23 protein-coding genes and 1 tRNA gene are annotated in these 24848 nt (G+C 57.9%); 14 read left to right on the forward strand and 10 right to left on the reverse strand.

The annotated features are described in order from the left end of the window. Nucleotides 1-53: 53 nt before the first annotated feature. Nucleotides 54-1121 carry a metal-dependent hydrolase gene (locus ACKPCU_RS07680; RefSeq protein ID WP_321351147.1) on the reverse strand — a complete coding sequence of 356 codons (1068 nt, stop codon included), beginning with the start codon at nt 1119-1121 and terminating at the stop codon, nt 54-56. Nucleotides 1122-1205: 84 nt separating this feature from the next. Next, complete coding sequence (locus tag ACKPCU_RS07685) at nt 1206-1898, reverse strand: crotonase/enoyl-CoA hydratase family protein (protein ID WP_321351149.1); 693 nt, start codon at nt 1896-1898, stop codon at nt 1206-1208. Nucleotides 1899-2100: 202 nt separating this feature from the next. Here ACKPCU_RS07685 and ACKPCU_RS07690 point away from each other — a divergent pair. Then, a tRNA-Ser gene (locus ACKPCU_RS07690) sits at nt 2101-2191 on the forward strand. A 398-nt stretch (nt 2192-2589) separates the two neighbouring features. On the opposite strand, the gene ACKPCU_RS07695 is transcribed toward ACKPCU_RS07690, so the two are convergent. From ACKPCU_RS07695 to ACKPCU_RS07715, 5 genes are all read right to left on the reverse strand, one after another. Continuing rightward, complete coding sequence (locus ACKPCU_RS07695) at nt 2590-3006, reverse strand: ribbon-helix-helix protein, CopG family (protein ID WP_321351151.1); 417 nt, start codon at nt 3004-3006, stop codon at nt 2590-2592. Between the two features lie 148 nt (nt 3007-3154). Beyond that, nucleotides 3155-4060: a type II secretion system protein GspD gene (locus tag ACKPCU_RS07700; protein ID WP_321351154.1), complete on the reverse strand. Its 906-nt coding sequence runs from the start codon at nt 4058-4060 to the stop codon at nt 3155-3157. Between the two features lie 340 nt (nt 4061-4400). Beyond that, entirely contained in the window at nt 4401-5363 is a 963-nt protein-coding gene (locus tag ACKPCU_RS07705; RefSeq protein WP_321351156.1) for a DUF2806 domain-containing protein, read from the reverse strand. 41 nt (nt 5364-5404) lie between these two features. After that, a complete protein-coding gene (locus ACKPCU_RS07710; RefSeq protein ID WP_321351158.1) occupies nt 5405-5938 on the reverse strand; it encodes a helix-turn-helix transcriptional regulator in 534 nt (177 codons plus the stop codon). Then, on the reverse strand, nt 5931-6209 hold the full coding sequence (locus tag ACKPCU_RS07715) for a hypothetical protein (protein ID WP_321351159.1): 279 nt from the start codon (nt 6207-6209) through the stop codon (nt 5931-5933). The genes ACKPCU_RS07710 and ACKPCU_RS07715 overlap by 8 nt, the downstream gene beginning before the upstream one ends. A 1046-nt stretch (nt 6210-7255) precedes the next feature. Here ACKPCU_RS07715 and ACKPCU_RS07720 point away from each other — a divergent pair. The 11 genes from ACKPCU_RS07720 (at nt 7256) to ACKPCU_RS07770 (ending at nt 20003) form a co-directional block, all read left to right on the forward strand. Next, nucleotides 7256-8704, forward strand: a complete 1449-nt coding sequence (locus ACKPCU_RS07720; RefSeq protein WP_321351161.1) for a YfcC family protein — start codon at nt 7256-7258, stop codon at nt 8702-8704. A 26-nt stretch (nt 8705-8730) separates the two neighbouring features. Beyond that, nucleotides 8731-9966 (forward strand): arginine deiminase, encoded by a 1236-nt coding sequence (locus ACKPCU_RS07725; RefSeq protein ID WP_407651833.1) that lies wholly within the window; start codon nt 8731-8733, stop codon nt 9964-9966. 22 nt (nt 9967-9988) lie between these two features. Further along, complete coding sequence (argF, locus tag ACKPCU_RS07730; protein WP_321351166.1) at nt 9989-10990, forward strand: ornithine carbamoyltransferase; 1002 nt, start codon at nt 9989-9991, stop codon at nt 10988-10990. Nucleotide 10991: 1 nt separating this feature from the next. Then, nucleotides 10992-11894 carry a carbamate kinase gene (arcC, locus tag ACKPCU_RS07735; protein ID WP_321351168.1) on the forward strand — a complete coding sequence of 301 codons (903 nt, stop codon included), beginning with the start codon at nt 10992-10994 and terminating at the stop codon, nt 11892-11894. A gap of 245 nt (nt 11895-12139) precedes the next feature. Beyond that, on the forward strand, nt 12140-13432 hold the full coding sequence (locus ACKPCU_RS07740; RefSeq protein WP_321351170.1) for a D-arabinono-1,4-lactone oxidase: 1293 nt from the start codon (nt 12140-12142) through the stop codon (nt 13430-13432). Then, nucleotides 13429-14655 (forward strand): alanine racemase, encoded by a 1227-nt coding sequence (locus ACKPCU_RS07745; protein ID WP_321351172.1) that lies wholly within the window; start codon nt 13429-13431, stop codon nt 14653-14655. The genes ACKPCU_RS07740 and ACKPCU_RS07745 overlap by 4 nt, the downstream gene beginning before the upstream one ends. Nucleotides 14656-14786: 131 nt before the next feature. Continuing rightward, the gene (locus tag ACKPCU_RS07750) at nt 14787-15491 is read left to right on the forward strand and encodes a hypothetical protein (RefSeq protein WP_321351174.1); all 705 of its coding nucleotides are present in this window, start codon (nt 14787-14789) and stop codon (nt 15489-15491) included. A gap of 165 nt (nt 15492-15656) precedes the next feature. Then, nucleotides 15657-16628, forward strand: coding sequence for an NAD(P)H-dependent flavin oxidoreductase (locus ACKPCU_RS07755; RefSeq protein WP_104737064.1), 972 nt, complete (start codon nt 15657-15659; stop codon nt 16626-16628). Between the two features lie 52 nt (nt 16629-16680). Beyond that, nucleotides 16681-17154: a winged helix-turn-helix transcriptional regulator gene (locus ACKPCU_RS07760; RefSeq protein ID WP_321351177.1), complete on the forward strand. Its 474-nt coding sequence runs from the start codon at nt 16681-16683 to the stop codon at nt 17152-17154. A gap of 111 nt (nt 17155-17265) precedes the next feature. Further along, entirely contained in the window at nt 17266-18603 is a 1338-nt protein-coding gene (locus ACKPCU_RS07765; protein ID WP_321351178.1) for a tetratricopeptide repeat protein, read from the forward strand. A 176-nt stretch (nt 18604-18779) separates the two neighbouring features. Next, nucleotides 18780-20003: a 3-hydroxyacyl-CoA dehydrogenase gene (locus ACKPCU_RS07770; protein ID WP_321351180.1), complete on the forward strand. Its 1224-nt coding sequence runs from the start codon at nt 18780-18782 to the stop codon at nt 20001-20003. Nucleotides 20004-20098: 95 nt separating this feature from the next. Here ACKPCU_RS07770 and ACKPCU_RS07775 read toward each other — a convergent pair whose 3' ends face one another. Genes ACKPCU_RS07775 through purM form a run of 3 tightly spaced genes read right to left on the reverse strand, consistent with a single transcriptional unit; the run spans nt 20099 to nt 22605 of the window. Continuing rightward, complete coding sequence (locus ACKPCU_RS07775) at nt 20099-20881, reverse strand: DUF3108 domain-containing protein (RefSeq protein WP_321351182.1); 783 nt, start codon at nt 20879-20881, stop codon at nt 20099-20101. Beyond that, on the reverse strand, nt 20878-21537 hold the full coding sequence (purN, locus tag ACKPCU_RS07780) for a phosphoribosylglycinamide formyltransferase (RefSeq protein WP_321351184.1): 660 nt from the start codon (nt 21535-21537) through the stop codon (nt 20878-20880). Before purN ends, ACKPCU_RS07775 begins: the two co-directional genes overlap by 4 nt. A 3-nt stretch (nt 21538-21540) precedes the next feature. After that, a complete protein-coding gene (gene purM, locus ACKPCU_RS07785; protein ID WP_104737070.1) occupies nt 21541-22605 on the reverse strand; it encodes a phosphoribosylformylglycinamidine cyclo-ligase in 1065 nt (354 codons plus the stop codon). A 264-nt stretch (nt 22606-22869) separates the two neighbouring features. Here purM and ACKPCU_RS07790 point away from each other — a divergent pair, with 264 nt between their 5' ends. Both ACKPCU_RS07790 and hda read left to right on the forward strand, forming a co-directional pair. Next, nucleotides 22870-23961, forward strand: coding sequence for a DUF2066 domain-containing protein (locus ACKPCU_RS07790; RefSeq protein ID WP_321351186.1), 1092 nt, complete (start codon nt 22870-22872; stop codon nt 23959-23961). 154 nt (nt 23962-24115) lie between these two features. Then, complete coding sequence (gene hda, locus ACKPCU_RS07795; protein ID WP_321351188.1) at nt 24116-24829, forward strand: DnaA regulatory inactivator Hda; 714 nt, start codon at nt 24116-24118, stop codon at nt 24827-24829. Nucleotides 24830-24848: the final 19 nt, after the last annotated feature.

The following is a 24848-nucleotide window of genomic DNA, read 5'->3' on the forward strand; positions in this document are numbered from 1 at the left end:
AAAAGCGGGCATTATCGCAAAATCCCTGGCTCAGCGGACAGCCAGTGCGGCCATCACCGTTGCTGATGGGCCGCCGGTTCGGCGAGTGAGCGTGACAACTCGGCAATCGACAGCGGCGCTCTTGCGTCCAGCGCCCGCTCGGCCATCAGGCGCAATGCGGCGACATCCGGTCGTCGTTGTGGCCATTGCTCCACCTGCGGGATCAGTCGAACCTCGCCGGTTTCGGGGTCAACGGTGGCCAGGGCGAAGCGGAACGGATGGTAGCCGCTCATGCCAAGGCGCAGATCGGTTGCCACCCACTGCCCATCGATCAGGTCGTAGCGCAGACGCTCGCCGGTAAACCAGCGCAGTCGTTGATCCTGCGGTGATTCTGCCAGCGCCTGCTGCGCCTCACTGGCATGGGTCGGCAGCGCCGTAAGGGTGAGCGGTTCACGATCCAACCAGCCGACCAACCCTTCATAATACGTATCGCCGTCGACCGCCATTACCCGCCAGAGCAGGGTATTGAATGGCGTCGGCGTGCTGAAGGTCGCCTCCGGCTCGATACCTTGCTGTGCCAGTGCTGCATGAAGCTGGTGTTCTGCCATCTGCTTACCGATCAGCGTGCTGCCGAGATACAGCGAACTGAGCAGCAGACCGGCGTATTGCCAGCGCAAACCGCTGCGGCCAAGGCCGATAAACAGCCCCACCAGCATCGCCAGCAGCAGTGGCAGGGTGTAGAGCGGGTCGATGATAAAAATGCTGGAAATAGCGATCGGCGGGATCGGCAGTGGCCAGAACAGCTGGGTGCCGTAGGTGGTGAAACTGTCGAGCAGAGGGTGGGTGCAAAGCACCAATGCCAGGGTGGCAAACAGCCGTCGGCTGCTGTATTCCGCGTTCGGCCAGCGCTTGCGGATCAGCCATGTCAGCAGCGCCGCAAGTGTTGCCAGCACGAACAGAGAGTGGCTAAACCCGCGGTGGTAGGTCATATCGGCCACGGCGTCGCCGTAGTCGATCAGCACATCCAGATCGGGCACCGTGGCGAGCGCAGCGCCGTAGATCAGCGCCTTGCGGCCCTGCCAGCGGCCAAGCATCGCGCCCTGAATGGAGGCGCCGAGAACAATCTGGGTAACTGAATCCATGGTAGGAACTGCTCCGCTGCAATCAGATGCACAGACTACTGCATCTGCGCCGGCGGCGCAGTTCCACCACGGTTACCGCAGGTGTCAGCTCAGGTCGTGCTGACGGTCCAGCTCAATGCACTGGTCCAGCAGTTCCAGGTAGGCTTTGCGGCTCTTGACCTTGGTCTGGCGGAACGCAGTCATATTCAGCGCTGCCAGCTCTTTGGCTTTGGCCATGGCTGTCGCCTCCAAGTCATCGGCAGCGACTACCTTGTCGAGGAAACCGGCGGTTACGGCTTCTGCCGGATCGAACATTTCGGCATTGATCACCGCGCGGCCGAAGGCTGCTGGCGTCAGGCGGGCGCGCGCCAGTTCGATACCGGCGTGGTGCATGGTCATGCCGATGGCGGTTTCGTTCAGACCGATCTTGAACGGACCCTCAACGCCCAGTCGGTAATCGGAGGACAGCAGCAGGAACGCACCCTTGGCAATCGCGTGACCAGTGCAGACCGCCACGATCGGGAAGGGATGCGACAGCATGCGACGCGACAGCGTCGAGCCGGAAGCGACCAGCGCTTTGGCCGCGTCCGGGCCTGAGGTCATGACTTTCAGATCATAGCCGCCGGAGAAAATGCCGGGCTTGCCGCTCAGTACCACCACGGCGCGGTCTTTTTCCGCCTGATCCAGCGCAGCGTTAATCGCAGCGATCATGTCGGGCGACAGGGCGTTGACCTTGCCATTGTCCAGGCTCAGGTGGGCAACGCCGTCAGCGAAACGATAGGAGACCAGCTCGCTCATCAGAAAGTCCTCACATAGTAAAGTCCTACGGCATCAGTGCCGCAGCAGAAAGCAGGCAGTTTACCAACTAATTCATGACTGGCGAGTCCGCGGCAGTCACAGCCACGAGTGGTTGAAAACAATGGAAAAAGGGTTTGCCAAAGCGCCTGCGTTTCGATACATTAGCGCGCCTCGGTAGCAGGGTAGCCTGTGACCGAGATCCGGAGAGGTGTCCGAGTGGCTGAAGGAGCACGCCTGGAAAGTGTGTATACGTTAATCGCGTATCGAGGGTTCGAATCCCTCTCTCTCCGCCAGACGCGATAGATAAACCCCTGATTTCGTTAAGATTTCAGGGGTTTTTCTTTTTCAGATTCGGAAAGTGTCGACATATGTGTCGAAAGCTTGCGCGCTTCGCTTGCATGCCGCTCTTCTACAGTGAGCAGACTTCGCTAGCTCCCCGTAGAAAAGCAGCTACAGGGGCGAAGGAAGGCGGTCTACACCGGGCGAAGAGGTTGATAGCTCTTCGTTGTGGCAGTATTGACTTCAAGCCGGGCTAGCTCATCAGACAGCCTCATGTTTAGCTGTCTTACTAGATCTGCTATGACCTCCCCCTCGTAAGATCTGGAGTCCGCGAGCACCTGAAGCGATTCGTAAGCTTTGAGTATCAGGTCGAGTTCTTCAACAGGGTTTTGTCGCTGTGAGCTAAATTCACTCATCTCTTCACTCCACGATTGATCAAATATCCTCTTACCGCCTGGCGGATCAATACCGCCACTGACTCGCCGTCCCGATCACTCAGCTTCCTAAGAGCCTCTAGATCCTCACTCCCTATTTTGAAGCTGAATAGGACGTTCTTTGTTTCAGCCTTCGTGGTTTCCTCGGCTAGCTCTGGAATAGGTGCTAGTGCCCTTGCTTCGCTCGTTGCGTTGAGCTGGTCTAAGCCAAGTGGACGTCCAACACCATGGGCGTCCGGTAGCGGCAAGACTCCTCCCTCCCTGATGCGGCGTAGAATCATGTTGAGGACCTCCGGAGGGGAGCGTCTAACTATTTGTTTTCCTAGCTCTTTTCCGTAGCCTTTGGTTTGGTAGGCTGAAACGATTTGCCGCTTTTGGTCTGCAGTAATGCGCATGGATAGTCTCGTGTAATATCGGTATATATCTTATATAACATCGATATATTTTAGATGCAAAAAAGATATATCTGGAATGACTGGAAAGACCGAAATAGGCCACTAATGATCGTTTCAACACGGTTTTATCTGACGTGTTACAGGGACGTCAGCGCGCCGCGCCGTTGCCGAGCGCACCGGCTGCGCCGAAACCCTCGGCAGCGGCGCTAGCGCGTATCTGGAACTGCTCCAGATCGGCCACGGCGACAGGGTTAGCCTCGGTATGGATACGGGCGGTGATCAGCACGACGAGGTTGGTGGCTCTGGTGCGCTGTGATCGGTGCTGGAAGGCTTTACCGATCCAAGGAATGGCAGAGAGCACAGGAACGCGGGACAGACTTTCATCCGTCTGCTGGGACCGCAGACCGCCGAGTAACACCCCTTCCCCATCCTGCAGCTGTACCCGCGTGGCAACCTTGCGGGTGTTGGTGATGATGTCGGCTGCAGTCGTGTCATCAGCCACCGTTGAAGCGGATTGCATCACCTGCAGCTCGATAGCGTTGGCGGGCGTGATAAACGGCGTGACCTCAAGGGTTACCCCCACATCCTGACGCACGATGGTCTGGAACGGATCGGCGGCAGGTGTAGAACCGCTGGTGGTTTGCCCGGTCACGAACGGGACGTTCTGGCCGACGACGATAGAGGCCCGTTCCCGGTTGAGGGTGAGCAGCTGGGGCGTTGATAGAATCCGGTTTCGCCCGGTCGATCTCACCGCCTGCAGGAAGGCCGATAACGTAGGCCCGGAGAAGGTAACGCTAAAGCCCAGATCGGAGCGATCAGACGGCCTGATCGTTGAACCTGCCACGCCAAGGCGACTTGAATCAGCCCCCACGTTCAGGCCGAGTGCCTCAAAGTCATCATCAGCCAGTTCAGCCACCACGGCAGTAATCAGAACCTGACGCCGAGGCCGGTCTATTTCAGCAAGCACAGCGGCCACGCTTTCAAGCTGGGATTGAGTACCCGAGACAATGACAGCATTGGAGGTTGGCGACGGCGTGACGGTGGACAGGTTCATTGAATCGCTGTTTTCCGTACGCGACAGTCAAAGCGAGGGATAGCGATCACTAAAGAAGCTGCTGCGCGCTGGTTTTCCTGGAAGACTGATAAATTGAAATAGCTTGATAGAGGTCATAATGCGGAGTGTGGATGGTTGCGGTTTAATCCGGCTTGAAAAAGTAAGAAAAGTTAGCGATAAGGATTAACGAATAAAAGAGGGAAGAGCAATATAATTTTAATACTTGTAAGTTATTTAGAAAGGGAGGTTGGTTCAGTTTTGGCAATTAATAACTAAAAGTCTCGGTCTCAGTGGGGAGCTAAGAAAGCCAGATAAATTAGATTATAGCTTGCTGTGACGCTCAGCAGATAAGAACCTTAAAGCCTAAGGATCTAACATAATCAGCAAATTTATTTAAGTAATCGATGTCTGGGTCGGGGTTGGCTAGCTTGAATAATTCTCTACCAAGAGATGTGAAGTTGAAAATAGGGATGTGAAGCTCTTGCTTTGGATTAGGGTTTGTTATTTTTAAGTGTAGATTGCATGCCTGTATAGTTAGGTCGAAGGTTTTAGAGGATTTTGATTTATAGAAAACCATTAGGTGTTCAGATCCAACTCCAGAAATAATCCCCAAATTTTGAAGCTCTAAGATGTAACCAAAGGTCAATTCATCTTCTAAGAATTCAGTTCTCCAGACGCGATAATCTATATCGTATTTAAATATTTTCTGTATGGATATGGCTTCTGTTGGTGACAAGTTCCTAATGAAATCCAAAGTCCTCAAGGAAAAAGAATCAGGAGACTTCAATTCGCCTGCTAGAACTTTGCCCCATAATTTTTGCATTGTCTCGGAAGAGAATTCCGATGCACAGTCCCGCCAACGGTAAAGCCAGTCTTCCGAAATATCATTTTGCGGAAGAGGGTTGTCATCGTGCTTAAGAACTTCTTCGGCTATGAAAATTGCTTGCGCGGTATTAATCTCCCTTTTTAAGGTGTCTGAAATGTTAATTGAGGACGCTTTCTTTAAAGCAAGTCCGAGATTCAGAGTTGGCTCTATTCGGCCTTGAGGCTGAGGAAGAGAGGCAGATCGCGGGAGTGAGGCGAAAGGTACATCTAAAGGTATTTCCGAAAGTGTTTTATTACCATCACGAAGGTCTTTTATATCGAGTTCGGTTTGGGCTAGCAGCAGCATTTCCCGGCGCCTAATTTCTGCTTGAGCTGCACCATTCCGCTTAATTTGCCAAGGTGTTAGTAACGAGCCTACACCTTTCTCGGCTAGCGTCTCCCAAAGCTTAATTACTAGCTGCTCGCCTGGAAAGCCCATATCTGCGCCTATAATTATCCAATATCAAGTATTAATGGTATTTAGCCGTTAGATACGAGTGAGTAAATTTCCGGTGTAGGTTTGTCAGCAAGCTGGACGCTCTCTCGAGCAAAGTTTAATTCCATGGTTAATTTTGCAATATCTAAAGTGGTTGGATCGATAGGTCGAGAGTTAAATTTTGAAACCCACAGCAAAATAGAATGCAGGTGCCATAGCGAAGATTTACCCGAATGAACAGGGTTAGGGAAGGAGTCAACGTTATTAGACATAATCTTCCTAACATACTGACGGGTCACACCGAGTATCCCTGCAACATCAGATAGACCCACAAAGTCCGGAGACGCTTCGATAAGGGTTGCGCCAGGTATAGCTTTACGTACTTGAAGGATCGCAGAAGTTATGGCGTCAAAGGCAGTTGCACTCTCTCTGCAGAAGCTCAAAGCTACCTTACCTTTCTGTCCGAAGCCAACTACAGCGTCATCGCAGCCAGCTTCCATAAGGGCGTCAAAGAACACGGTGGCGTCTGTGTCAGTGTCAGTTAATGCAAATTTTAACGTAAATTCGAATTCATTCATCTTTTTTCTCCGCCAAATTGTCTTCATTGTTAGAAGTACAGTTGTTGACGACTCTCTTTATCAACCTTGCATGGTTGCTTGGCGACCTTGGGGTACTTGATACGCTTGTGATGCAAAATTCGCCGCATCTGCAATTACTGTCATTGCTAGGGCAGTAGAGCATTCCCCAAGCATGAGCGCTGTTTGCAGCTGCCCGAAGAGTCCAGCCTTTCGATTCAGCATATGAGACAGCTTCTTCAATTTCCTTTTTTGGATGCTTTTTTCTCGGCATGTAAAGGTTCCACAAGCAAAATTAATCAAATGAAATGAGGTTGTCAACTGACAACTGACCGGTGGCGTGCTACCCCACAAGCTGTGAAGACAGGTTACAGTTTCGTATGCATACAGACCACAGGATTGCTGACTTTAAGTAATAGTCGCTCAAACAGTGTCGAAAATGTGTCGAAAACACTGTCACAAAAAGTCCTTTTATGACCGGAAGAAAACGAGGAGCCCCTTGTGGTACAAGGGTTTAGGCTATGAAAGGCCAGAAATGACGCCGTATAAAACGGGTTCGAATCCCTCTCTCTCCGCCAGACAAACGAAAGAGCCCCAGCGCAAGCTGGGGCTCTTTCGTTTGTGCGGTGAAAAGATGGCCGAGAACCCTAACGGTTCGACCGGAGCCAGCACCGCTGGCGCAGGAACGTCGGAGCGGAGCGACGACGACCCGAGGCTGGTTCAGCCGAGGGCGAGGCGCTCAGCGCCGAGTAATCCCTCTCTACCAGACAATGAAAGACCTTGGCGCAAGCTGGGGTTTTTCTTTTTTAGCCTCCGAAACTGTCGAGCGGATCTGCAGCGCAGACTTTTCAGCGAGTTACCAAGCGCACTGTGCGGGCATCGCCAGCGTGGTATGCCCGCAATCTTCAGCCCCCACTTTCTCTCTCCTGCCAAAGTGATCAGCGCTATCGCTGAGGGTTTCTGCTTGCCGCAAAAACGCGAGCGCGCCGGCGAGGCTCATGCCGCGCACGATAGCCTGTTCGAATCTGCTCGACCATGCCCAGAATCTTGGCAGTCAGGAGGGCTGAAGCAGAGAGCTTTCATTGGCCGGTTTGGGGCGCGAACGACGCCAAGAAAAACATGATCTGGTTAACCAGTTGAAAATAATTCTCAAAAAATGATTTGCATCAACTAACGTATGTCTAGGTGCTGATACATTCAATAGTGTCAGTATTCGGCTTTACGGCTGTTTATTAATGGTCGTTTGAATGGATTTGCCCTTGCCTGTGCGTCGTGTCAGGGGTGAATGCGGACAGGGCTTCATTCTTCTGGAGGTGTCCAATGGACAGTGCACCCGAGCTTGAGAAAGATAAGAGCCAGGATCTGGCTTCCCGTTTTCCCACTGCATATTCGATACTTTTCCTTCTTATCATTCTGATGGCCGGCCTCACCTGGATCATTCCGGCAGGCAAGTATGACCGCGAGATGAATGAGGCGGTTGGACGTGAGGTGGCGGTCGCCGGGACTTACCATCAGGTTGAGCCGAATCCGCAAGGCATCGTAGAGGTGATGCTGGCACCCGGTGCGGGTTTTTACGATCCGGATAGTTATGTTGCCAATGCAATTGATGTGGCGCTGTTCGTGCTCTTTCTTGGGGGCTTTCTCGGGGTAGTGAATGCCACGGGTGCCATTGATACCGGCATACGATCGGCGATGGTCCACCTGAAGGGCCATGAAATCTGGATGATCCCCATACTCATGAGTCTGTTTGCCATCGGTGGCACGACCTATGGCATGGCTGAGGAGACGCTGGCGTTCTATGCCTTGCTGATTCCCGTGATGATGGCGGCGGGGTATGACTCCGTCACCGGCGTGGCGATCATTCTGGTCGGTGCCGGCATTGGTGTGCTTGGCTCGACGATCAACCCGTTCGCGACGGTCATTGCCGCTAATGCGGCGGGTATTCCTTTCACTGACGGGATTATCCCGCGGTTCGTGATTCTGCTCGGCGGTCTGGTGATCTGCATCGCCTATGTAATGGTCTATGCCCATCGGGTGAAGCGGGACCCGTCCAGGTCTGCTGTTGCCAAACAGTTTGAAGAGCACAAGGCCTTTTTCCTGAAGCGTCAGGAAGCTGAGCAGCATAGTGATCACCTGACTGGCATACAGTCGGTTGTGCTCGTGCTGTTTGCGCTGACATTCGCGGTGATGATCTGGGGCGTTTCATCGCAAGGCTGGTGGATGGCACAAATGGGCGCGCTGTTCCTGGGCGCTGCGATCGTTATCGGCGTGATTGCGCGGCTGGGTGAGAAGGGCCTCACCAATCATTTTGTTGACGGTGCCAGAGAGTTGCTGGGCGTGGCATTGGTTGTTGGGCTGGCGCGCGGGATTGTGGTGATCATGGAGAACGGCCTGATCGCAGACACCATGCTGCACAGTGCGGCACAAGCGCTGGACGGCGTCGGCGGGCTGACCTTTGTCAATTTGATGTTCTGGATTGAGGCGGCTATGAGTTTTCTGGTGCCATCGTCTTCCGGGCTGGCCGTGCTGTCCATGCCGATTCTTGCTCCTTTGGCCGATTTCGCTGGCGTAGGGCGTGACCTCGTCGTAACTGCCTATCAGTCTGCAAACGGGCTGGTGAACTTCATCAATCCGACATTTGCAGTCGTGGTTGGCGGGCTTGCCATTGGCCGGGTTTCCTATGACCGCTGGCTGGTTTTCATCTGGCCTCTGCTGCTTATTTTGACCCTGTTCATAACCGTCGTTCTGAGCATTTCCACCCTGCTTTGAGCGGTTCACCAATGGAATATGGAGAAATGGATATGTCTGTACAAAAGCTTGGTGTGCATTCTGAAACTGGGCGTCTGCGCCAGGTGGTTGTCTGCCGGCCTGGTTTGGCGCACCGGCGCTTGACCCCTGGTAATTGCCAGGAGTTGCTGTTTGATGATGTGTTTTGGGTAAAGCAGGCTCAAAAGGATCACGACGTCTTTACCCAGGCGATGCGCAACGAAGGGGTAGAGGTGTTGGACGTCAACACCCTACTGGCAGAAACTCTCGATAATGCAGAGGCGCGCAGCTGGGTGCTCGATCACCGAATTACCGCAGACCAGGTAGGGGTGGGGGCGAAAGCGGAGCTGACCAGTTGGATGAAAGAGATTCCGAGCGAGTTGCTGGCGACGCACCTGCTGGGTGGCTTGACGGTAGAGGAGTTGCCATTTGAGCCTTCGGGGCTGTTCGGCAGTTACATCGGACACCACGGATTTGTATTGCCGCCGTTGCCAAACGCGCTCTTTACCCGGGATAACAGCGCCTGGATCTATGACGGTGTCGTGGTTAACCCTATGTACTGGAACGCCCGTCGTCCGGAGACTCTGCTGAATACCGCCATTTACAAGTTCCACCCGAACTTCGCCGGCCGCACGAACATTCACTGGGGTGACCCGACAGTCGATCATGGCCTGGCGACCCTTGAAGGTGGCGACATCATGCCCGTCGGCAACAAGACGGTACTGGTTGGCATGGGGGAGCGCTCCTCGCCGCAAGCGGTCGGCCAGTTGGCGCAGGCCCTGTTCGCCAAGGGTGTGGTCGAGCGCGTGCTGGCTTTCCGCATACCCAAGTCCCGTTCGGCCATGCACCTGGACACCGTTTTTACCCTGTGCGGTGGCGATGTGGTGACAACCTTCAAGGAAGTGGCGGATGAGCTGGTGTGCTACGACATCCGCCCCGGTAATGTTGAAGGTGCACTGGATTTCCGTCAGGACCCGCGGCCGATCTTCGAGATCGTGGCCGAGGTGCTCGGCTACAGCAAGCTGCACATTGTGCCCACGGGTGGCGCTACCGAGGAGGAGCGGGCACGTGAACAGTGGAATGATGGCAACAACGTGTTGGCGATTCGTCCCGGCGTAGTCATCGGTTACGACCGCAATGACGATACCAACGCTGAGCTGAAAGCAGCCGGTATTGAAGTGCTGGAGATTCCTGGCGCCGAGCTTGGCCGTGGCCGTGGCGGCGGCCATTGCATGAGCTGCCCAACAGCACGTGACCCGCTGTGAACAGGACAGGAGACAACAGGTTATGGCATTCAATCTGAAAAATCGCAGCTTTCTGACGCTGCGCGACTACACGCCGAAAGAGATCGCTTTTCTGCTGAAGTTGGCAGCCGATCTCAAGGCGGCCAAGTACGCCGGTACCGAGCGTCCTGGTCTGCAGGGCAAGGATATTGCGCTCATTTTTGAAAAGAGCTCCACCCGAACCCGCGTTGGGTTCGAGGTGGCCGCCTACGATCAGGGCGCCAGAGTGACCTATCTCGGGCCTTCCGGGAACCATATTGGTCACAAGGAAACGGTCAAGGATACCGCGCGGGTGCTTGGCCGAATCTATGACGCCATCGAGTACCGGGGGTTTGGGCAAGAGGTGGTGCAGACGCTGGCTGATTACTCGGGTGTTCCGGTCTACAACGGGCTGACGGACGAGTTTCACCCAACCCAGATTCTGGCTGACTTCCTGACCATGCAGGAGCATGTTGACAAACCGTTGCATCAGGTTGCCTACGCCTTTCTCGGCGATGCGGGCAACAACATGGGCGACAGTCTGCTGATCGGTGGCGCCAAAATGGGCATGGATGTGCGCCTCTGTGCTCCGCGTGCCTGCTGGCCTGAAGAGAGCGTGCAGCGTGAGGCTCAAGAAATCGCAAAGCAGACTGGTGCGCGTCTCATGCTGACCGAGAGCGTGGATGAGGCTGTGCAGGGGGTGGATTTTATCTACACCGATGTCTGGGTCTCCATGGGCGAGGCCAAGGATAAATGGGCAGAGCGCATCAAGTTGCTCAAGCCCTATCAGGTCACCCGCGAGGTGATGGAGAAAACCGGTAATCCGCGCGCCTGCTTTATGCATTGTCTTCCGGCCTTCCACAATACGGAAACCGCTGTCGGGGCTGAAATTCAGCGTGAATTCGGCCTCGATTGCATGGAAGTGACGGAGGAGGTATTCGAGAGCCCGGCATCTATTGTGTTCGATCAGGCGGAAAACCGAATGCACACCATCAAAGCGGTTCTGGTCGCGACCCTGGGAGGCTAGCATGCTGATCGTCGTCGCTCTGGGGGGCAATGCTCTGCTCAAGCGGGGAGAGGCCATGACCGCAGAGACCCAGCGGGCCAACGTGAACAAGGCCGCTGCCGCGCTGGCGGAGCTGATCAAGGAAGGCCATCAGATAGTGATCACCCATGGCAATGGGCCGCAGGTCGGCCTGTTGGCCCTGCAGGGCGCGGCCTATCGACCTGCTGGCGCCGACCCGCTTGATGTGCTGGGTGCCGAGACCGAAGGCATGATCGGTTATATGATCGAGCAGGAGCTGGAAAATGCCATCAATCACCAGAAGCCGGTCGCAACGCTGTTGACCCAGGTAGTGGTGGATCTGGCTGACCCGGCGTTTCAGAAGCCGACCAAGTTTGTCGGGCCTGTCTACGAAAAGGCCGAAGCTGAGCGCAGGGCCGCTGCCGCCAACTGGTCGATTGCGCAGGATGGTGACAAGTGGCGTCGCGTGGTTCCGTCGCCGGCGCCGCTTGAAATTCCGGACTTGTCAGTGCTGAAGATACTGCTGCGCAATGATGTGATTGTCATCTGCGCGGGGGGCGGTGGCATTCCCGTGGTACGCCGGCGCGATGGCAGCCTTGTTGGCGTGGAGGCGGTTATCGACAAGGATGCGGCCAGCGCACTGCTTGCAGAGCAGATAGATGCCGATGCGTTGCTTCTGTTGACCGATGTTGATGCGGTATACCGCGACTTTGGTACGCCGCAGGCCCAACGGGTGAGTGCTCTGAGCGTGGATGATCTCGACCACATCAGCCTGCCGGCGGGCTCGATGTTGCCAAAGGCAAAGGCCGCAGCGCGGTTCGCAGGAACCGGCAAGATCGCCGCTATCGGCCGCCTGGAGGATGCGTCAAGCATTCTGCGAGGGAATGCCGGGACGCGAATCGGCTGACGGTAATCGGGCTACTCCGTCAAACAAAGAGGGCCTTGGCGCAAGCCAAGGTCCTTTTTTTGTGCTCTGGTTACCCTCGCGATAATCCTGTGCGTCGCACCGAGTCAGCGCATCATTTACCTGTGCTGCCGCTTTCTGCCTCAATTTTCACCCTTGTTCCCGTCGCCATCTCGCGCAATGATCAGGTTGTCGCGGCAGTGTACCGCGTCCCTGGATTGGTCCGGGTCCAATGACAAGGAGTGGGTATGGCGGCGGCTGTGAGTTCGCAGGGTGAATGGCGCAACTGGTCAGGGTCGCAGCGTGCGATGCCTGGGCGTTGGTGGCGTCCGGGTAGCGAGGACCAGTTGGTTGCGCTGTTGCAGGGCTCGACCGGTGAGGTTCGGGTAACCGGGGCGGGGCATTCGTTCAGTGCACTGTGCAAAACGGCAGGGAATCTGGTTTTTCTTGATCATCTGAGCGGGCTGGTATCCCACGACGCTGAACGGCTGACGGCCACTGCGATGGCTGGCACGCCGTTGCATGAGTTGGGCTGTGTGCTTTGGCCGCTCGGGCAGGGACTGATCAATCAGGGCGATATTGATGCGCAGTCGCTGGCGGGCGCCTGCGGTACTTCGACTCACGGCACCGGGCTGGGCTTGGGGTCGTTCTCTGCACTGGTGCGTGGACTGCGGCTGGTGACGCCGAGCGGTGAGGTGATCGACGCTGATTCCTCGCGCAATGCGGACATTCTGCAGGCGGGGGCAACTTCGCTTGGTGCGCTGGGCGTGATCACCCAGATCACCCTGCAAAACCGACCCCATTATCACCTGGCGGAGCGCGAGTACCTGCTGCCGCTGGCTGAGGTGCTGAGCTGTTTTGAGGGGCTTGCACGGAATAACCGCCACGCCGAGTTCTGGGCGTTTTTCCGCACCGACAAGGCTGTCGTGAAGGTACTGAACGAGTCAACCGAGCCGCCGACCCCACAGCCCCGTTTTAATCTGCCGGTCGACAAGGTGCTGGATATCACCTCACGGATTGCCCACGGGGTGGCAGGCGCAGATGCGTTGATGCAGCGGTTGTTGATCGCGCTGCACTCGGAGGTGCGTCGAGTCGGGCGCTCCTACCAGATTTTCCCTAGCCTGCGGGCGTCGCGCTTCAATGAAATGGAATACGAGCTGCCCTTGGCACGCGGACTGGAATGCGTGGAAGAGGTGCTGACGACGGTGCAACGCTCGTCGCTGCGCACCTTGTTTCCGCTGGAGTACCGCACGGTGGCGGCAGATGAGGCTTGGCTCTCGCCGTTCTACGGGCGTGACAGCGCGTCCATCTCGATTCATCAGCATGTCTGCACGGATTACCGCCCGCTGTTCAACCTGGTGGAGCCCATTTTCTGGAAGTACGGCGGGCGTCCCCACTGGGGCAAGTTGCATTCGCTAGATGCGGTGCGACTGGCGGAGCTGTATCCGCGCTGGGATGACGCTCGCCGCGTACGTGAGCAACTGGACCCGCAAGGGCGGATGCTCAACGATCACTTGCGCACGCTGCTGGTGATGCCATGACAGGACACAATGCGTACTTCGGCCAACTGCAGGCCGCCTTGCAGCAGGAAGGTGAGTTGCTGCCGCGGCTGATCGTCGATCTGGATCGTCTGGATCACAATATTGATCAAGCGGTGGCCTTTGCCACGCAGACCGGCAAGACGTTGCGGCTGGTGGAGAAGTCGCTGCCGTCGTTCCAACTGCTTGATTATATTGCCCGGCGAGCGGGCACCCGGCGGTTAATGTCGTTTCACCAACCCTTTCTTAACCTCGACGCGCAGCACTGGCCGGATGCCGACATTCTGCTTGGCAAGCCGCTGCCGGCGGCGTTGGCTGAACGTTTCTATCGGCTGCATCAGGGGGAGTTTGATCCGCAGCGGCAACTGCAGTGGCTGATCGATTCGCCTGAGCGGCTGCTGCAGTATCTGGCGTTGGCACAGCGGCGCGGGATTCGCCTGAACGTGAATATCGAGCTGGATGTGGGTCTGCATCGTGGCGGCATTCCCGAAGGCGAGGCCGGTGTGCTGATGCTGCGTGAGCTGCTGCTAGTGATTCAACGACACCCGCAACATCTGGCCTTTACCGGTTTTATGGGTTACGAGCCGCATGTGGCGATGGTGCCGCGGCTGTTGGGGGCACCGGAGCATTTACTCGCACAGGCAATGGCGACCTATCAGGCGCGGGTGGAGCAGGTGCAGTGTGAGGCGCCGGCCCTCTGGGCTCAGGCGTTGGCAGCGGACGGTCAGCCCGCGCTGACACTCAACACCGCGGGTAGCCCGACCTATCGCTTGCATGATCAAGAGCGGATCAGCAACGAGCTGGCGCTCGGCAGCGGGCTACTCAAACCCACGCATTTTGATCTGCCGAGCTTGGCCGATCACATGCCGGCGCTGTTTATTGCTACGCCGGTACTAAAACGTGCGCCTTCGCTGACCTTGCCCGGCCTTGGTCGCTTGCCGCGGTTACTGTCCCGTCTGTCCGCTCGGGGCCGTGAGGCGATGTTTGTCTACGGTGGCAACTGGCTGGCTGATCCGGTCTCGCCTGGCGGGTTGGCGCCGAGTTCACTTTATGGCAGCAGCTCCAATCAGCAGTTGTTGCTGGCGCCCGCCAATACGGCACTGCAGCTTGATGAGCTGGTGTTCCTGCGTCCCAGGCAGAGCGAAGCGGTACTGCTGCAGTTTGGGGATCTGCTGGCGGTGCGCGGCGGGCAGGTGGTCGAGCGATGGCCGGTGTTCGCTGACTGATTGCTGCTGCCGATTTGGGCTTGATCACATTTCAGGCCTTTATCGGCACCTAACATGCTATGGCTCGATAGCATGACCTGCATTGCTGCTACGACAGCTCAGGACGAGCTGCGAGGAAACAGGGAGTTTGCATGCGAGCAGATTGGGATGAGCGGCCGCAGCGTGGCCGTGGCGCAGGTGAATCAGGCGAACGGCTGATTCGTTGGGGATTCTGGGGCGTTCTTGTCGCGCTGATCCTGTACACCACCCAGCCCGAGTTGGTTGCGCGGCTGCGTGATCGGTTTTTCGCGTCTGCACCCGCTCATCAGCAGGCCGCGCCACCGGCCCCGGTGAGCGTTCCGCCGCCGCCCGTGGAGCCGCCAGGTGAGTACGAGTCGACTATCTCCGAGGCGGATCTGGCTGCTGCTCGGTCGATTGCGCAGGGGCAAACTGCAGCCGCGTCGGATGAGCGGCAAACATCGTTCAGTGATGACAATTATGTGCCGCGCCGCGATGTTAACGTCATGGAGTCTCGTCACGTGCGTGAGTACGCACGGACAGAGTCACGGCGGGTTGAGTCGCCTCGTTCACGGGGGCTGAACGGTACAGGTCAGGCGACCGTCAAGTGGGAGGATGCCCGGCGGCGGGTTACCCGTTGGCGGACCTCTTACACTTACCGTAACAGCCGGATCGATAACGCCAGTTTCTGCAGTAACTATCGCCGTGGCTCCATCGAGTACCGCACCTGTCGCAAAGCAGCCAAGGCGTGGCTGGGCGAGCGATGCGGCAACGCCAATCGGGTAGGTAGCGAGCGGCAGCGTATGTACTGCCATGCACATAACGGCTTCACGCACTGACTGTTCAGTCGTTATTCATCCTGCTTGTGGGCTGATATTTCAGCACTACCGCCCGGCGGGTTTCGCCTTGCTTTTTATGAATGGAGGATTTAGCTTCTCGATCCGAAGCTAAATCACTGGTCGGCACGGTCGACCCGTCATTTCCCAGCAAGAGGCGAAAACAAAGTGAAAACACGTATTACAGAACTGTTCGGCATCGAGCACCCGATTCTCCAGGGCGGCATGCACTGGGTTGGTTTTGCCGAACTGGCGGCTGCCGTTTCCAACGCTGGCGGTCTGGGTACCATTACTGGTCTGACCCAGAAGACCCCGGCTGATCTGGCCAACGAAATCGCCAAGTGCCGGGAACTGACCAACAAGCCGTTCGCCGTCAACCTGACCTTCCTGCCGACCGTCAACGCGCCTGACTACCCGGGCTACATCGACGCTATCGTCAAGGGCGGCGTCAAGATCGTCGAAACTGCTGGCCGCAGCCCGCAGGAATACATGCCGCTGCTGAAAGACGCCGGCATCAAGGTCATCCACAAGTGCACCTCCGTTCGTCACTCGCTGAAAGCCCAGTCCATCGGCTGCGATGCTGTTTCTGTTGACGGCTTCGAGTGTGGCGGTCACCCGGGTGAAGACGACATCCCGAACATGATTTTGCTGCCGCGCGCTGCCGAAGAGCTGGACATCCCGTTCGTTGCCTCCGGCGGCATGGCTGACGGCCGCTCGCTGGTATCTGCCATGGCGCTGGGCGCCGAAGGCATGAACATGGGTACCCGTTTCATCGCTACCAAGGAAGCGCCGGTTCACGAGAACGTCAAGCAGGCTATCGTTGCGGCTTCTGAGTTGGATACCCGCCTGGTCATGCGTCCGCTGCGCAACACCGAGCGCGTGCTGAACAACGCCGCTGTTGCCCGCATCGTCGAGAAAGAGAAGGCGCTGGGCGACAAGCTGACCTTCGCTGACATCATCGACGAAGTGGCCGGCGTTTACCCGCGCATCATGCAGAACGGTGAAATGGATCTGGGGGCCTGGTCCTGCGGTATGGTTGCCGGTCTGATCCACGACATCCCGAGCTGTGAAGATCTGATCGAGCGCATCATGAAGCAGGCCGAAGAGATCATTCGCGCCCGTCTGGTGTCGATGCTGTAACTCGGATCGCCGCCCGGTCCGCGCCGGGCGGTTTTCCTGTCAGGATATCTCCATGCAGACCACCCATATCGACTGCAGTGTCGTGAAAACTGCCGAGATCATCGGTGAATGGTGGTCGCTGCTTATTCTGCGCAATGCCTTTCATGGCATGCGTACCTTTGATGCCTTCCAGCGCCAGCTGGACATCTCCAGCAGTGTGCTGAGTACCCGGTTGAAGAAACTCACTGCCGCAGGCGTGCTGCAGAAAGTCCCGTCCGCCGCCGATGGACGATCCTTCGAGTACCGTCTTACGCCTGCCGGTATGGACCTGTATCCCGTCATCATCAGTCTCATGCAGTGGGGTGAGAAATGGCGCCCCAACGGCCGTGGCGACCGAATGCTGCTGCTTGAGAAGCGCTCTGGACGCCCCATTCTTGGTGCTGAAGTGCTGTCGGCCGATGGTCGGCCGTTGAAAGCATGGGAAGTTGAGGTCCAGGCGGGGCCGGGTGCTGATGAATACGTGCGCGAACTGGTCGGCGATATCTGATTCGGTCACGAATCCGCTGTTTCGGGGTAGGCATATCGTTTCACTTCGGTATCATTTGCCGACGCTCCGCGCACTGCGCGGCCTCCTCATGGCTACAGGGACGGTTATTGAATGAAAGTTACCTCACTGCTTGCGCTGGGTCTGACCGGCGCTTTGCTCTCTACACCGCTGCAGGCGGTTACTGAATACGAAAAGAAAGGCGATCTGCGTGCCCAGATCACCCAGTGGATCAGTCAGGCGCTCAATGGCGATGCCGAAGCCCAACGGGAGCTCGCGCAGCGATACTACGATGGTGAGGGCGTCGAGCAGGACTACGCCAAGGCCTTCGAGCTGTACAGCGAAGCAGCTGCTCAGGGCGATGCCGAGGCTGAGTTCTCTGTTGCCTACATGTATGACATGGGCGAGGGCGTCGAGCTGGACGATCTCAAGGCCATCGAGTACTACACGCGTTCCGCTGAGCAGGGCAATGCGGCGGCGCAGTTCAACCTCGCGCTGATGTATGACGAAGGCGAAGGCGTGCCAGTGGATGACCTCAAGGCCATCGACTGGTACTTGCGCGCCGCCGAGCAGGGTCACGCCGACGCGCAATACAATCTGGCGTTGATGTACGACGTGGGTGAGGGTGTGCCGGCCAACGACCGCAAAGCCGCCGAGTACTACCTGATGGCGGCGCAGCAGGGCCATGCCGACGCCCAGTACAACCTGGCGCTGCTGTATGACAGTGGCGAAGGCGTGCCGCTGGACGATCGTGAGGCCATCCGTTGGTACACCGCAGCTGCCGAGCAGGGTGACGCGGCAGCGCAATACAACCTGGCGATTATGTATGACGAGGGTGAAGGTGTGCCGGTCGATGACCGTCGTGCCATCGAGTGGTACCGCAAGGCCGCAGAGCAGGGCCACAAGGATGCCCAGTACAACCTCGCATTGATGTACGACGAAGGTGAAGGCACCAAGGTGGATGACGCCGAGGCGATCAACTGGTACTCCTTCGCAGCCGAACAGGGCCATGCCAAGGCTCAGTATAACCTCGCGCTGATGTACGACGAGGGTGAAGGCACCGCCGAAGACAATCAGGCTGCGATCAAGTGGTACACCGCTGCCGCCGAGCAGGGTGAGCGCAATGCCCAATACAACCTGGCGATCATGTATGACGAGGGTGAGGGCACGCCAGAGGACAACCTCGAGGCGATCAAGTGGTATGGCGCTGCAGCCAGTCAGGGTGAGCCCAGTGCGATGTTCAACCTGGCGATCATGTATATGAACGGTGAGGGTATACGCACCAACAACGCGATGGCCTACATGCTGTTCGCGCTCAGTGCCGGACAGGGGCTGGAAGGTGCCCGCGAGGCGCGTGATGTGGTGGCCAATGAGCTTAGCGCCAGTCAGCTCAAGAAGGCTCAGCGCGCGGCCGCTGAATGGTCGGTAGGTGACCCACTGCCTGTTCTCTGAGTGCGGTAGTTTCTGCCTTATTCATGCTGTGAATAAGCTTTATCAGTGTGGCGGGGGTCCATTCCGGGCGCAATTTGCGTACTGTATCGGTCCCCGCAGAACGGCCAGTCGGCCGCCTTTGCATACCGAACAGTCTTTGTACTTCATCTTGCTCACATTATCCGGAGGTAGCTGACATGGCTGCGTTTGAAGATATCAAGAAGGTTGGCGTTATCGGCGCTGGCACCATGGGTCGCGGCATCGTGATGAACTTCGTCAATGCTGGCTACCCGGTCACCTGGTTGGACGTCAACGGCGAGATGCTGGAGAAGGGGCTGGTTGAAATCGCTGCGGTCTACAAGCGCTCGGTTGCCCAGGAGCGTTTTGACGACGCCGAAGCACAGGCTCGTGTCGCCCGCATCAGCACCACTCAGGACTACGCAGACCTGGCTGACATGGACCTGGTGGTTGAGGCTGTCTATGAAAACATGGATCTGAAGAAGAAGATCTTTGCCGAGCTGGACAAGGCGGTTAAGCCGTCCGCGATTCTGGCCACCAACACCTCTTACCTGGATATCGACGAAATCGCTTCTGCGACCCAGCGTCCGACTCAGGTTCTGGGCCTGCACTTCTTCAGCCCTGCACACATCATGAAGCTGCTGGAAGTCGTTCGCGGCAAGGCAACTGCTCAGGACGTTATGGACGCCTGTCTGGCCGTTGGCAAGAAGATTGGCAAGGAAGCGGTTCTGGCTGGCAACTGCCACGGCTTTATCGGTAACCGCATGCTGGAGAAGTACTCTCGCCAGTCTCGCGAAGTTGTGCTGGAAGGCGCCACTCCGTGGGAAGTTGACCAGGCGCTGCAGGGCTTCGGTATGGCTATGGGCCCGTACCGCATGTACGACGTGGTTGGTGTCGACCTGGGCTGGCGTTCCCGTCAGCTGGCCGGCGTCGGTCGTGGCGAGCCGATCGTATGGCTGGACAACAAGCTGTGTGAAATGGAGCGTTTCGGTCAGAAGAGCGGCCATGGCTTCTACAAGTACGAAGCGGGCAGCCGTCAGGCGATCCACGACCCGGAAACCGACATGATGGCCCGTGAAGTAGCGGAAGAAGCCGGCTACACCGCCCGTGACGTATCCGCTGACGAAATCGTGACCCGCTGCATCCTGGCGCTGGTCAACGAAGGTGCGCGCATTCTGGACGAAGGCTTTGCCGAGTCTGCCGAAGATATCGACCGCGTTTACCGCTTCGGTTACGGCTTCCCGGCCGACCGCACTGGTCCGATGGCCTACGCCGACAGCCTGGGTCTGGACAAGGTGCTGGCCGAGATCCGTGCGCTGGAAGCCGAGCGTGGCGAGTTCTGGAAGCCGGCCGCCGGTCTGGTCAAGCTGGCTGAAGCGGGTGGTCGCTTCACCAAGGCCTGATCTGGTCAATAAAAAACCGCGACAGCCTGGGCTGTCGCGGTTTTTTTGTGCCTGTTATCCGGGCAAAGCCAGCTCCGTGGGGCGGCGCTGTGGTCTTAGTCGTTGCTGACCGGGATGCCGGTAACCGGCTGGCCGTTGACGGTCGCTTCCTTGAGCATGATCTGATAGTGCTGGCCATCGGTTTCAATTTGGCTCAGGCGAACCAGCAGGTAGTTCCAGTCCTTGGCAAACCAAAGGGTGGTTTCACGACGTGCGTCGGGCTCGCGCACACGCTCTACTTCAACGGCGTCAAATTGGCCGGCACGGGTTGTCACCCGTTCTTCGCCGACGACGCGGAATTCATATTCTTCTACTTCGTCGCCGTCGACTACGCGGTAGGTCATGTCCTTCTTGCCGGCAGCCAGATCGGCCTGCAGGGCCAGTTGGTAGGTGGTCTTGTCGAGCAAGCCGGGTTCGGTCGGCAGGCTGAACGCTTCGCCCTTGTAGGTGCCGGTGACCTGCGCCTGGGGCCAGTCGAAGTGTTGCAGGATTTCCTTGCCCCGACCGAGGCCCCGGCGCTCGTAGTGGTAGTCGATCGGCTGAATTTGATTGTCGGCCACCCGCAGGGTGCTTTGCTCGGTTAGCCGGGCAACGAACATGCTGGCGCTGAAGGAGAGCTTCCAGCTGCCGTCGGCGTTGGGCTGCAGGCTGTGAATGGCTTCGCCGTTGACCGGGATGTTTTTCATGTCTGCGGCGTAGCTGGCGCTGAATGGCTCCAGCTCGAGGGCGCTGGCGGTGCTGGCAGTTAAGCTGAGCAGCAGGCCTGCGAGGGGTTTGGTAAAACGATGGTGCGCTATTCTTTTAATGGTCGTGTTGGCATGCATCTGGTCTTGTCTCATCTGCCGGATTCGATGTCTTCCAGTCTTAACCCGCTGGGCGGAACGGGCACGTCGTCCAGACGGGCCTGATCACCCTCCAGGCGCAGGCGACCGGCTGCAAACCAGCGCGCTGCGAGCGGATACAGACGGTGCTCCTTCACCTGTACGCGAGCGGCCAGACTGGCAGCGTCATCGTCCGGGTGAACGGTCACTCGTCCCTGTATGACTACTGGACCGCCATCAAGTTCTTCAGTGACGAAATGAATACTGGCTCCGTGCTCTTCATCGCCCTCGTCCAGTGCGCGCTGGTGGGTCTGCAGACCCTTGTGTCGCGGTAGCAGTGAGGGGTGAATGTTGAGTAGTCTGCCACGGTAATGTGTCACAAAATCGGCAGTGAGAATGCGCATGAAGCCGGCGAGCAGCACCAGATCAGGCTGGAATGCATCAATTTCGGCGATCAGTGCCTGGTCAAATGCAGCGCGGTCGGTGAAGTTGCGGTGGTCCAGGGCGCGGGTCTCAATGCCTGCGTCGCTGGCGCGGACCAGGCCATAGGCCTCGGCCTTGTTGGAGATGACCGCGACGATCTCGGCCGGCGCATCCGCGCCGGCGAGGTCGTCGATCAGTGCCTGCAGGTTGGTGCCTGATCCGGAGATCAGGACAACAATACGGCTGCGCACCTTTTAGTTGCCGTGCTGCAGAACAACAGCTTCAGCACCTTCTGCGCCGCTGGCGATACGGCCAATGATCCAGGGTTGCTCGCCGGCGTCACGCAGGCTCTGGAGGGCAGCTTCGGCCTGCTCTTCTGCAACGCAGATGACCATGCCAACGCCGCAGTTCAGCACCCGGTGCATTTCGGTTTCGTCGACATTGCCCTGCTCCTGCAGCCAGTTGAATACGGCGGGGCGCTGCCAGCTGGCCAGATCAATGATTGCCTGTGAGCCTTCCGGCAGAACGCGCGGAATGTTCTCCAGCAGGCCGCCACCGGTGATGTGGGCCATGGCTTTCACGGCACCGGTCTGCTTGATCAGTTGCAGCAGGGCCTTGACGTAGATGCGGGTCGGCGCCATCAGCAGTTCGCTCAGTGGCTTGCCGTCGAGCTGGGTGCTGTGGATGTCGATACCGGCGACTTCGATGATCTTGCGGATCAGCGAGTAGCCGTTGGAGTGTGGGCCGGAGGAGGGCAGGGCAATCAGGGCGTCGCCGTCGATGACCTTGCTGCCGTCAATGATATCGGCCTTTTCGACCACGCCAACACAGAAGCCGGCCAGGTCGTAGTCTTCGCCTTCGTACATGCCGGGCATTTCGGCGGTTTCACCGCCAACCAGCGCGCAGCCGGCCAGTTCACAGCCGGCGCCGATGCCGGTCACAACCTGAGCGGCAACATCCACATTCAGCTTGCCGGTGGCGTAGTAGTCGAGGAAAAACAGCGGTTCGGCACCGCAGACCACCAGATCGTTTACACACATGGCGACCAGGTCGATACCGATCTGGTCGTGCATGTTCAGATCCATCGCCAGACGCAGCTTGGTGCCGACGCCGTCGGTACCGGAGACCAGTACCGGCTGGCGATAGCCTTCAGGGATTTCGCACAGGGCGCCAAAGCCGCCCAGGCCGCCCATTACCTCCGGACGCGCGGTGCGCTTGGCAACGTGCTTGATACGGTCGACCAGGGCGTTACCGGCGGCGATGTCCACACCGGCGTCTTTGTAGCTGATCGAGGGTTTGGAAGGCGTCTGGCTGCTCATGAGCGGTTCTCGAACTGTTGAAAAAGGATAGGGCTCGACACGCCTTGGGTGCTGTGCGGGCAGGCGCTTTCGAATAGCGGCATAGTCTACCAATTCATGCTCGGCAGAGCCATGCCGAACGCGGTCTCCCGACGTACTGAATGCGGCATGCTGCGCTGGTCTGCGGCAAGTTGGTTGCCGCGCCTGCGAGGCTTGGTTAATGTAGCGGGTTATCGCAGCATTATCGTGGCTGTGAAAATTTCCAGCTATCCGACGGAACTGTCCATGCCCCTGTTGCGTAACGCCTGTATCGGTCTTGTCTCATTCTGTCTGCCGCTGTTTTCCCAGGCGGCTGTCGTCGAATCCCTATATCAGGTCGATGTGCCGCCCCACGCTGAGGCTGATCAGTCTGCCCAGTTGGCCGTCGCAGCCAAGGTGATGCTGGAGCGGCTGGCAGGCGCCGGCGTAAAGACCGATAGCGGCCCGTTGGCCGATGTGCTGGCGGAGCCAACCCGGGTTACCCGCCAGGTTGGTTCGCTAGGCGACGATGGCGCGTTGCGTGTCGAGTTTGATCCCGTGTTGCTGCGCGAGGCGTTGGGGAAGGCCAGTGTGCCGGTTCTCGGGCGTAATCGTCCGGGGATTCTGGTCTGGGCAGTGCAGGGAGATGATTACAGCCGTGATTTTCTCGGTACTTCCGGTGATATGGGGCAGGCGTTAAAAACCGCCGGGCGTTACCGTGGTGTTGCTCTTATGCAACCGCTGGCCGATCTGCAAGATCGCAGCAGCGTCAGTGAGCAGGATGTGGTGGACGCGAGCCAGGATGTGCTGGAAAGCGCCAGTGATCGCTACTCCAGCGAGGGTGTGCTGGCGCTGTCGGTCAGCCATGAAGCGGACACCTGGGGTGCCCAATGGACCCTGTGGCTGAATGACCGGAAGCTGACCGGCAAGGCCAGCAGTGAGGACCCTCTGGCGGTTGCTGACGAGTTGATGCAGGCGATTGCTGCCGAGGTTCATCGGCAGTACGCCGTGGGCGGGGCGTCTTCGGCTGCCCCGGTATCTGGCTGGCAGCTGGAAGTCAGCGGTATTAACAGTGTTGATGCCTTTGCCAACCTGCAGCGTACGCTGCAGCAGTTGGGTATGGAGCAGCAACCCAGCCTGCTCTCGGTTGAAGGTGATCGTGTGCACTTCAGCGTCGATTTTGCCGGTGACCGTGCTCAGCTTGAGCGCATGCTGATGCTGGATCAGCGCCTGGTTGAAGTCGCTCCACCAGCTGCCGAGCCAGTCGAAACAGCTGAACCAGAGGTGCTGGTGGACGACGTAGCAGAGCCAATCGAGCCAGCAGAACAGGTCAATACGCTGTATTATCGCTGGCGCTGATTAGCGTCGGCGGGCCGCTCAGGCGCTTGCGGGCATTTTGCGCTGCGTGATCTCGTTAGCCGTATCGTGCTCTGGCCCTCTACAACGGGCGGTCGCCAGGCAATTATGAAGTCGACAATGTACGTGTCGAGTTGGATGAGGAAGAGCAACACTGATGTCGGCGGGACAACCAGTTCAACTGCCCTTGGGTATCAAGCTGCGCGACGAAGCGACCTTTGCCAGCTATTACCCGGGCCCGAATGCGACGGTGCTGGCGGCGACGCAGGCGTTTGCCTCCTTGCAGACGCCTGCGCCGGAGTGTTGCCTGTTTCTCTGGGGAACTGAAGGCACTGGTCGCACGCATTTGTTGCAGGCGGCCTGTCATGCTCTCGCCGATGAAGGTGGTCTGGCCATGTACCTGCCGCTGGATGAACTGGTTGACGAAGGTCCGTTGCTGCTCGAAGGCATGGAGTCGGTAGATCTGCTCTGTCTGGACAAGCTGGAGGCGATTGTCGGCCGTGCGGACTGGGAGGAAGCCCTGTTCCATCTCTACAACCGGTTGCGTGAGCAGGGTGGGCGTTTATTGCTGGCCGCGACCGCGGCGCCAAAAGCCCTTGGCTTCAAGCTGGCTGACCTCGAATCACGGTTAGGCTGGGGGCTGGTATTTCAGCTGCAGCCGCTGGATGACGAGGGCAAGCAGGAAGTGTTGAAGTTGCGCGCCGCCCAGCGTGGTCTGCAACTGGGTGATGATGTTGCCCGGTACATTCTCAGTCGCGGAGCCCGCGGCATGGGGGAGTTGTTTGCCGCCCTGGAAACACTGGATCAGGCGTCACTGCGTGATCAGCATCGATTGACCATTCCCTTCGTCAAGCGGGAGATGGGCTGGTAGCCGAATCTCCCGCTGGGTT

Origin of the sequence: Halopseudomonas oceani (assembly GCF_963677335.1) — a bacterium.
Lineage (GTDB): Bacteria > Pseudomonadota > Gammaproteobacteria > Pseudomonadales > Pseudomonadaceae > Halopseudomonas > Halopseudomonas oceani.

Excerpts from the sequence above, each read along its gene's own strand:
- ACKPCU_RS07700 (WP_321351154.1), bottom strand. The coding sequence starts at position 4,060 with ATGAACCTGTCCACCGTCACGCCGTCGCCAACCTCCAATGCTGTCATT.
- ACKPCU_RS07740 (WP_321351170.1), top strand. The coding sequence starts at position 12,140 with ATGGCGGCGGCTGTGAGTTCGCAGGGTGAATGGCGCAACTGGTCAGGG.
- ACKPCU_RS07750 (WP_321351174.1), top strand. The coding sequence starts at position 14,787 with ATGCGAGCAGATTGGGATGAGCGGCCGCAGCGTGGCCGTGGCGCAGGT.
- ACKPCU_RS07695 (WP_321351151.1), bottom strand. The coding sequence starts at position 3,006 with ATGCGCATTACTGCAGACCAAAAGCGGCAAATCGTTTCAGCCTACCAA.
- ACKPCU_RS07720 (WP_321351161.1), top strand. The coding sequence starts at position 7,256 with ATGGACAGTGCACCCGAGCTTGAGAAAGATAAGAGCCAGGATCTGGCT.
- purM (WP_104737070.1), bottom strand. The coding sequence starts at position 22,605 with ATGAGCAGCCAGACGCCTTCCAAACCCTCGATCAGCTACAAAGACGCC.
- ACKPCU_RS07715 (WP_321351159.1), bottom strand. The coding sequence starts at position 6,209 with ATGCCGAGAAAAAAGCATCCAAAAAAGGAAATTGAAGAAGCTGTCTCA.
- ACKPCU_RS07765 (WP_321351178.1), top strand. The coding sequence starts at position 17,266 with ATGAAAGTTACCTCACTGCTTGCGCTGGGTCTGACCGGCGCTTTGCTC.
- ACKPCU_RS07725 (WP_407651833.1), top strand. The coding sequence starts at position 8,731 with ATGGATATGTCTGTACAAAAGCTTGGTGTGCATTCTGAAACTGGGCGT.
- ACKPCU_RS07745 (WP_321351172.1), top strand. The coding sequence starts at position 13,429 with ATGACAGGACACAATGCGTACTTCGGCCAACTGCAGGCCGCCTTGCAG.
- argF (WP_321351166.1), top strand. The coding sequence starts at position 9,989 with ATGGCATTCAATCTGAAAAATCGCAGCTTTCTGACGCTGCGCGACTAC.
- ACKPCU_RS07705 (WP_321351156.1), bottom strand. The coding sequence starts at position 5,363 with ATGGGCTTTCCAGGCGAGCAGCTAGTAATTAAGCTTTGGGAGACGCTA.
- ACKPCU_RS07775 (WP_321351182.1), bottom strand. The coding sequence starts at position 20,881 with ATGAGACAAGACCAGATGCATGCCAACACGACCATTAAAAGAATAGCG.
- hda (WP_321351188.1), top strand. The coding sequence starts at position 24,116 with ATGTCGGCGGGACAACCAGTTCAACTGCCCTTGGGTATCAAGCTGCGC.
- arcC (WP_321351168.1), top strand. The coding sequence starts at position 10,992 with ATGCTGATCGTCGTCGCTCTGGGGGGCAATGCTCTGCTCAAGCGGGGA.
- ACKPCU_RS07710 (WP_321351158.1), bottom strand. The coding sequence starts at position 5,938 with ATGAATGAATTCGAATTTACGTTAAAATTTGCATTAACTGACACTGAC.
- ACKPCU_RS07680 (WP_321351147.1), bottom strand. The coding sequence starts at position 1,121 with ATGGATTCAGTTACCCAGATTGTTCTCGGCGCCTCCATTCAGGGCGCG.
- ACKPCU_RS07760 (WP_321351177.1), top strand. The coding sequence starts at position 16,681 with ATGCAGACCACCCATATCGACTGCAGTGTCGTGAAAACTGCCGAGATC.
- ACKPCU_RS07685 (WP_321351149.1), bottom strand. The coding sequence starts at position 1,898 with ATGAGCGAGCTGGTCTCCTATCGTTTCGCTGACGGCGTTGCCCACCTG.
- ACKPCU_RS07790 (WP_321351186.1), top strand. The coding sequence starts at position 22,870 with ATGCCCCTGTTGCGTAACGCCTGTATCGGTCTTGTCTCATTCTGTCTG.
- ACKPCU_RS07770 (WP_321351180.1), top strand. The coding sequence starts at position 18,780 with ATGGCTGCGTTTGAAGATATCAAGAAGGTTGGCGTTATCGGCGCTGGC.